We start from the raw sequence: 8,056 nt of genomic DNA, 5'->3' as shown, positions 1-8,056 counted from the left end.
CTGTGCAGATTATCAAGGAGATAAAGAGTAAATAGATGTTTTTTAGCATAATTATCCTGTTTTATTAATTCCGTTCCTTAAATCACTCTCGCATTCTCGAATAAGAATGTTTATTAGTTTTTCAGCAATCTGAGGATAGTTGTCTATTAAGTTGTTTCGTTCCTGAGGGTCAGTATTCAAATTATACAGTTCGAAAATATTTTTTTTGGCGTAATGCCGAAGTTTCCAGCCCGTATTTTCAACGATTGCCGCTCCCAGATTGGAACTGTAAACCGCATATCGGTTGTCCGGCAAGAGTACGTTTTCAGTCAGTGTTTTCCAAAAAGAAATACCATCTTTCTTGATGGAAGGTCTTATACCTAACATCTCTGCAAACGTAGGGAGTAGGTCGTAGTTGGAAACCAGTTGATTGCTGATTTCGTTTTCGGCGAATGTGCCTTTCCAATAAAATATGAGCGGAACGTTGACACCGCCTTGCAGGTTACTTCTTTTCAACCCCGCCATGGATGCGTTTCCATTGAAAATATCACCCGAAAGCATACAGCCATATGCCCGGTTAAAAGAAATACCTTGCTTTACTAATTTATCTATATTAGGGGTAGTGTATTGTTTTTGCCCATATGCTGAAAGGAGCCCTTTTCCCAAATCATCGGCATAAATGAAGATGACGTTGGGTTTTTGTTGCGCAGCTAAATTACCACTATAGGTAATTGTCGCAACGGTAAGTAATGAGTTAAAAATATGATTTCTCATTAAAAATAGGGTATTAATCAGCTAAAATAGCATGAATATTTTTAACATCAAGGTATTCTTCATCCGGAGACGCATAAATACCATCCATTATATATTCTACGTTAGGGAACTGTTTTAAAATTTCCTTCGCTTTCTCTTTATTTTGATACTTATATAGAGGATAACTGGTATTCCATAGCTGTTGGTGAATATCTTTTGCTGTACCCGATACGACTATATTTTCTATCTTCATTTGCTTTAATAGCGTAATGTTTTTTCTTATATTTCCCTCATCCAACAGCAAAAGGGCAAGAGAAGGTGAAAATGTAAAATTACCGCGATTTACGTCATCAACTAATTTTTTCAAGTCCGAAATGGATGAAGGTGTTCGGGCATAAACTTGTTTCAAAAAGAGTTGGATATTTTTCTCCTTCGCATAATCAGCTAATTCGATGAAAGTTTCTCTCAATGATTTGTTAAAGTTTTCAGGCGTGAAATTATTTTCAATGGTTTGTTGGGTTGAAAGTAACAAAACGTCTGCTCCTAAAGCGGACATTTTATCCATTACGTTTTTAATGATTGCCATACTTTTTTTATAGGGTAGTTCATCGTTATTGACAATACGCAAATCAGGAAACAGGTTGATTCCAGAGGTTAAGTCTACTGACACCTTTAATTTCTGACGGTTTATCCAATCTCCTTCCTGTTGTAGTCTATTTTTTTCTTTGTTGTATAAATAACGCCAATCGACTACAACCCTGTCGTAATGTTCAAAGAAAGTAGGGCGTTTCAGGATCTCTTCTTTTATATTCAGGGTATTCCTTAAGACCAGTGATATTTTATGTTTTGGTCTATCCGGATTAATCTTTGGCATCACGGATATATCTGCATCCTGAAGATTAACCTTGAATATTCTAACACTACCGCCAGCAATCGTGTTGTGCGTGTTTTTCCCTATTGAGGCTCTTACAATTTTTGGTGTGAATCCAACAGCCTTCATTTCAGATAAATCAGTTTCCAATTCCTTTATCGATGCTATTTTTCCTGTTTTTGTACCGATATGGAACTTTTGTGGATACCATTTATCATTAGATATAAGAACCGTATATTCATTATTGCCTTTATAACATGTAATCATACTTAACGCAGGATTTGCAGAAAATAGTTGAACAGATGAGAAAATATTGTTCAACAACACTTTTACGTGGTTTAAAACCGGAAAAGGTTTCGCTAAAACCTGTTCTTCCTGTGCCAGAGCCGGCAATTCGCATTGAGGCTGATCGGTAATGCCAAAAGGAGAAGCAAACACCGTAATCATTCCTTTGCCTGAATTCAATTCTACTGTTACTGGAATTGTATCACTCCATTGGATTACTTTTGCGCATGATGGATACTTTAACTGCAGCAGGTTATATTCTGCTGTTTCCTGTATCTTATCTCCATTGTATTCTATCTCCGATGCAGATGTATACGCTTTCTTCCCGACACAGATGCCTGCTATACCATTCGGCATATTTTTTAAAGATGCTGACGTGATAACAAGATGGCCGCCGTCTTTTACATACGTTTCGAGTTTGTCATTTATTTCAGAACTCCGTTGTATTTCATCTGCGATAATCAAAACAGGATATTGCTTTAATACCCATAACGGAGCATCGGTCATTAAACAGTCAGCAATATCTCCATACGGAGTTGGAGCAATAAACCCCCTTTCATCTTTATAGTAGGAAGCGTCTTGATATCCGGGATACAATAGGTCGAGTACACCGTCTGTAAAGTAGTTCGGCTTTTCGTAAGGTAGATTTCCCCACAATTTGTATGCCTGACGGGAATAAAGATGACGGGGAAATGTCCATCCGGAAAAGAAGTCTACCATTACAGCAACCGGCGTGTACATTATTCCCGGATCGCCGTATTTATCTACCCATTTGGCTGCACTCTGCTGAATTTTTCCAATTGGACTTAATTTTTCGTTGTCAACCCGCATGGATCCTTCAAATCCTACCGCTAGGCAGTCGTACATCAGATGGTTATACATCAGTCTTTTCAGCAGGCTGAGTGATGTCCCTTTCAAGGGGCCGCCACTGTTGTAGTCTTCATCGATGTTTGTAGCATCCTTATCGTATGTTTTAAACCCCCAACGGTTCCATACCGATGCGTTCCCAAACCAACTAACACCATATTGTTTTCCTGCTCCGCGAATAAATGAATAATAAATTTGTGAATTAGGTAATCCTTGAGCGGTTTCAGCTCCTATTAAGGCATAAACTCCTTCTTTTAAAAAATAATGGCCGAAGTTTAACGAAACAAGTGTAGACATTTTATTTCCGAGCTGATTACCCATCTCCTCGAAATGACGTTGAAAGTTTAAGTATTGTTGTTTTCGGTCTACCCCCATCGGATACATGCGTGGCGCGTAACTCCCGACATATCTCCCGTCCTGCTCGCCGTTGTCCATTCCCAACCACCTGTTGCCAAGTTCAGTTTCAAACAGGGATGAAATGCTGTCTGGCAATACAAACTGTCTCCAATAACCTCCGGGTCCGGAACCGGGGACATATCCCCAAAGATCGAATAAGTAAAGGCCCCTTCTTTTTATTTCACTTACAATTTCTTTGATGTTCTCTTGATAAATAAAAGGATACGACACCCATAAGATTTTACCCAGTTTGTCTTTATTGATCCACAAGTCCAATTTTTCATTATAATTTCCTGTTAAATCCCTTAGTGCGATAAATTCGGTTTTATTTTCGAAAAGTGAAGCGTCTGGCGATTGAACAAGGTGTCTTGAATAATCGGGATGTTCTGAAGGTGTCATGGGGTAAGGATAGATTTTTATGCTGTTTTGTCCATGCATGGTTGCAAAACATAATGTCCAAAAGAATATGGAAAACAAAACCGTTTTCATTTTGTGTGTTTTTAAATGTTTCAGCGTATTTTTATTAACATCATGATGTGGATAAGGTAAGATTGTTAAAGATGAAGAGGGTGTGTTAATGCACCCTCTTCAAGAAAGATTATTTACTTGTAATCAGTGTTCTGCGAGAGTTTCCCCTGATTTTTATCAATTTCTGATTGAGGTATGGGCCACAAATAGTTTTTATCTTCGAATTTATAAACAACAGGTGCGTCCTGCACTGCATTTAGAACAGTTTTGGCTGTTTTCCATCTTTTTAAATCAAAGTAGCGTTGCCCTTCAAAAGCCAACTCAATTCTACGTTCGTGGCGTATTCTCTTGCGCATGTCGTCTTTTGACAAACCGACAGGCAACGGCGGCATTCCTGCACGTGTGCGGATGGCATTTATAGAATTATACGCAAGGAGAGTGGGTCCATTCAGTTCGTTTTCAGCCTCGGCCAGCATCAACAATACATCTGCATAGCGCATAATTACCCAGTCTTGTTGGCTTAATGTGCTATATCCATAAGGAGGGGTGAGGTTCGATGATAAAAATTTAGCAAGTCCTGCTCCTGTTGGCTTTGCGTTTCCAGCAGTATATTCTGTACCGTTAATAACGTATTTCTCGATGAAAACTGTTTTCGCTAAACGCGGGTCCCGGTTTGCCAAAGAAGCGTTGGTAAAAGTTTCAGTATCGAGGGTAAATTTACTTCCCGCTTTTTTCGGAAGCGCTGTGCCCGGTGTTCCGTCTTTCATCTCAAACTCTTCCATGAAATTTAGTAACGGGCTAACGACGAGCCAGTCGGCATACCACATATCGGCAGATGTTGTGGTGTTGGGAGCCAGGAATTTTATCGACATCATGATTTCTGGCGATGTTTCCTGTTTTACATCGATGAAGTTGTCTGAAAAATCCGGAGCCAGGGAGTAGCCTGTAATTTCGCTCAACACTGTTTTTGCTTCGGACATTTTACTGCTAATCATATTGCCGGCATCATCATAGGCGGTATAAAGAATCATACGCGCTTTGTAGGCTTTTGCTGCATTCCTTGTCCATCGGCCTTTTGCCCCGCTGTATGTGGCATCTTTTAGATTGGCAATTGCGAAATCGATGTCGTCCATCATAAATTTATATACTTCGGCTTGAGGCTTCTTTTCCTGATATTGTGTTTCGAGGGTCAACGGTTCACTTACAATCGGCACTTCTCCATAACCTCTGTAGAGATAACTGTAGTAGTATGCCCGTAGCATCCGTGCTTCAGCTTCGTATTGGGTTTTAACAGTACTGTCTAATCCGCTGAAGTCTTTCAATTTACTCAGAAAGATGTTGATTCGGGCAATATCTGCAAGTGCTCCTAAATAAACCTCTGAAACAAAACCCCCCGATGAGGGATCTATATTTCCCTGTACCATGTTTGTCGTTAATCCGTACTGTCCTTCGGCATGTTGCCCGTAACTGTTGTCGGTTAAGTTGTCCCAGCATGGAGTTGAGAATGACCACATATTGCGACGCATGCTGCCGTAGGTTGCAGTGAGGGCCAGATTAATGTCCTCCGGGGTTTTCCAAAAAGTTCCCGAAGAAGGCCTGTCGTTTGGATTTAAATCGAGATCCACACACGAGGAAAAGCCTATAGCAATTATAATAAAGTAAATTAATTTTTTCATTGTTGTTCAGTTTTAAAATTCAACATTCACTCCAAAAGATACGATTTTGTTCTGAGGATATTGAACAAACCTTCCATCTCCGGCACGTTCCGGATCCAATCCCTTATATTTGGTAAAAGTAAGAAGATTGTCCCCGGAGAAGTACAGCCTTATTCTGTCAATGCTTACCTTAGAGGTGATGTTAGCAGGAATTATATACCCAACAGTGAGGTTCTTTAGCCTTAAGAACGAGGCGTCCTGCAAATACCAGGTACTGGCTCTTCTGTTGGGATTTGTACCGTCCCATCCATAATAGATTTTAGGGTAGAAGTTGGATGTGCCGGGTCCTGTCCAGCGGTTATTCACAAAATCCAGCGTGGGTGCAGCTCCCTGTATAAATGGCTCCAATCCCCAGCCGTCCGTGTAGATTCTTCTTCCCTCGACTCCCTGGAACAGGAATGACAAATCGAATCCTTTCCATGATGCGTTTCCGTTGAACGAGTATTCAAATTTTGGAAATCTACCGGGTACGGTTACGCGGTCATTGTTATCGATGACGTTGTCCCCGTTCACATCGCGGTACTTGATATCACCGGGGCCAAAATTTCCGCTGAACTGAGTGGGCGAATTATCCACCTCTTCTTGTGTCTGGAAAATGCCGATGGCGTCAAGCATATAATATGAGTTGTAGGGTAAATTGTTTTCGCGAATAACATATCCATCAATCTCTCTTGCTCCAAACTTGATAAGCTTGTTCCTGAAAACGTCTACAAAGAAGCCCCCGCCATATTGCAGTCCCGACAAGGCACCCTGGTTAATCCTGTCATTGTACTGAACGGTAAGTTCATGGCCTGTATTCAGCATGTCACCGCTATTAACAAATGGGGCGCTTAATCCCAATGCCCCGGTAACCTGTGCTTGCCTTAAAATATCAAAGGTGTGTTTTCTGTACCAGTCATACGTAATGTTTAATTTTCCGAATAATTGCAAGTCGAGTCCGGCGTCTGCAACCGAGGTCGATTCCCATTTCAGCAATGAGTTTGCAAGAGCGGATTGAGCAACCCCAGGACTTAATACAGAATTGTCAAAGGCATAATCGCCGGTAAAGTTAAGTAAGTCTTGATAGGGATAGGGAAAATCTCCACCTATATTTTGATTTCCTAAAAGTCCGTAAGACGCTCTTATCTTTGCATTTGTCAACCAATTTATCTCTGCATTTTTAATAAAATCTTCTTCGGTTAATCTCCATCCTGCAGAGAACGAAGGGAAGAAGCCCCAACGAGTGTCTTTAGCTATTCTTGATGTGCCGTCATAACGAACATTAGCTTCAAATAGGTATTTCTCCATGTAGTTATAGTTAAACCTGCCGAAATAGGAGTTCAGCGCCCATTCTGTTGTATTTCCATTGGCGGTTTGGACAGCAGCAGTTCCTGCATTCAACTCTTGAAGATTGTTGGTTACATACTTTTGCCGATATCCCTGTAGAAACTGGTAGTTGTTATATTCCTGGCTATATCCCGCCTGTAATCCAAAATTGTGTGCTTGATCTATGTTGAAATCATATTTCAGGTAAGTAAAGAAATTTGTGTAATAATTTCGGTTATTGTGCGATATTAAGCCTTCACCACCCACGTCAAGTGTCCTTGCAAAGTTGCCGGAGTGATAGTCGTAAAGATTGACTATCGGACGCCAGTCTTTATAGGAAACATCACCTAGATTTACGGCCATTTTCGAATACCAGCTTAATCCTTTTGCTAATTTGATATCTGCCCATAGTTGTGATGATACATCGTAATTGGTCGTGGTTCTCATTACATCATTTTCCACGATGGCTACCATGTTTTTGTTATGGCTTTCAAAGTTGTACGCAGAATTCACATATCTTCCATCGGGTAAAAAGGGCATATATGTGGGGGCTTGCGACAAGGTTGACAAAAATGCATCATCATGGCTTTGCCGTGGATTTTTTTGATTTCCCTTTTCCATCGCAATATTTACTCCAACGGTGATCCAATCTTTCAAATCAGACTTTACATTTGTCCTGAAGTTGTATTTGTCAAATGTAAATCCTTTCATTGTTCCCGGCTGATCCACATATCCAAGCGTAATGTTATATGTGGTTCCCTTGTTTCCTCCGTTAAGCGATAAGCTGTGATTTTGAACAAAAGCTGAATTGAACATGTATCCCAGCCAATCGAAATTCGGGTATTTTACCCTGTCCGTTGCGTTCCGGTATGAGTTAATCATATCTTGTGTATATAAACCTGTAGATATCCCGGAATTAGCTTTGGCTTCGTTGGTTAACTCCATGTAGTCGGCGGAATTGGTGACTATATTTAACATTTTGGTCGGATTATGAACTCCAAAATTGGCGTTGTAGTTCACTTTAAAACCGCCGTCTTTTCCCGATTTAGTTGTAACAAGAACTACCCCATTGGCAGCACGTGCACCATAAATAGATGCAGATGCAGCATCCTTCAATACAGAAACACTCTCTATGTCGTTTGCGTTTAGCGTAGAAAGTGATCCCGGAACACCGTCAATTAACACCAAAGGATCAGAACCGGCACTGCTGTATGTACCTTGACCGCGAACTCTTATTTGAACGGATTCATTCCCCGGCTGTCCAAGTCCTTGTATAATTCGGACTCCAGGCATTTGTCCCTGAAGCATGGTTGCCGGATTGGTGACCGGCCGTTTTACCATTTCATCTCCGGTGACTGCCGAAACGGCTCCGGTTAAATTCACCTTCTTTTGTGTACCATACCCCACAACGATCACT

General features: G+C 40.8%; 4 protein-coding genes. All 4 read right to left on the bottom strand.

From position 1 onward, the window contains the following. Positions 1–51: 51 nt before the first annotated feature. A complete protein-coding gene (locus Q0502_RS01630) occupies positions 52–753 on the bottom strand; it encodes a sulfatase-like hydrolase/transferase (protein WP_298646367.1) in 702 nt (233 codons plus the stop codon). A gap of 13 nt (positions 754–766) precedes the next feature. Next, positions 767–3,640: a hypothetical protein gene (locus tag Q0502_RS01625; RefSeq protein WP_286880170.1), complete on the bottom strand. Its 2,874-nt coding sequence runs from the start codon at positions 3,638–3,640 to the stop codon at positions 767–769. A gap of 113 nt (positions 3,641–3,753) precedes the next feature. Then, complete coding sequence (locus Q0502_RS01620) at positions 3,754–5,295, bottom strand: RagB/SusD family nutrient uptake outer membrane protein (RefSeq protein WP_286922819.1); 1,542 nt, start codon at positions 5,293–5,295, stop codon at positions 3,754–3,756. Positions 5,296–5,307: 12 nt separating this feature from the next. Then, on the bottom strand, positions 5,308–8,056 hold a 2,749-nt coding region (locus tag Q0502_RS01615), incomplete at its 5' end, for a TonB-dependent receptor (protein ID WP_298646362.1).

This window comes from uncultured Proteiniphilum sp., assembly GCF_937873925.1.
Taxonomy (GTDB): domain Bacteria; phylum Bacteroidota; class Bacteroidia; order Bacteroidales; family Dysgonomonadaceae; genus Proteiniphilum.
Note: the sequence above shows the minus strand (reverse complement) of the source record. Positions and strands in the feature narration are given on the sequence as shown.

Bases quoted from the DNA above. Each gene is read 5' to 3' on its own strand.
- Q0502_RS01630 (WP_298646367.1), bottom strand. From the start codon at position 753: ATGAGAAATCATATTTTTAACTCATTACTTACCGTTGCGACAATTACC.
- Q0502_RS01625 (WP_286880170.1), bottom strand. From the start codon at position 3,640: ATGAAAACGGTTTTGTTTTCCATATTCTTTTGGACATTATGTTTTGCA.
- Q0502_RS01620 (WP_286922819.1), bottom strand. From the start codon at position 5,295: ATGAAAAAATTAATTTACTTTATTATAATTGCTATAGGCTTTTCCTCG.